This window comes from Mesorhizobium sp. M7A.F.Ca.ET.027.03.2.1, assembly GCF_003999175.1.
In the GTDB taxonomy this organism is placed as follows: Bacteria; Pseudomonadota; Alphaproteobacteria; order Rhizobiales; family Rhizobiaceae; genus Mesorhizobium.
The window spans coordinates 1-576 of the sequence record NZ_RZOM01001792.1; the positions used below are offsets into that span (position 1 = coordinate 1).

1 pseudogene is annotated in these 576 nt (G+C 70.5%); it reads right to left on the reverse strand.

Annotated features, from left to right (window positions below):
• Positions 1–576, reverse strand: a pseudogene (locus EN750_RS38095) (double-strand break repair protein AddB); the annotation flags it as partial.

Here is a 576-nt window from a genome sequence, read left to right on the forward strand (position 1 = left end):
GCGCACATCGGCCCGTTCGAGGCCGAGGCCAAGCAGCGGATGCTTGAGCAGCGACAACAGGCCGACCGGATCGCCTGGCCTGAACAATGCCTCGAGCGCCAGCCTGAGCAGGCTGGCCGCCGGGGTGTTGGCGAGCGGCGTGCCACCGGAATCGTCGGCGGCGACGCCGAAGCGCTGGAGCTGGATCGAGACGCGCCGCGCCAGCGCGCGGTCGCCGGTGACGAGAGCCGCCCTTTGGCCGGGCTGTTCGACCGCGCGCTTGAGCGCGACGGCGATGGCGACAGCTTCATCACGTTCGCTGGCAGCTTCGAGCAAGGTCACCTCGGCGAAGGCGCCGGCAATGTCGGACGCCGGGAAACCGGCACGTGTCTCGGCCCAGAGTTCGGTGGTTTCGGCCGGCCGCAGCGCTTCGCCGACAAGGGCGGCGCGAAGCGCAAGTCGCGGTTCGGCCACGCCGATCTCCTCGACGTCGCCGCGCAATACGCCGATCTTGCCGATCAGCCTGGCCAGGCCATATTGCGGATGGCCGAGTACGGCTGGACGCGCGCCAGGCGCGGCAATCGCCTGGAACGACGC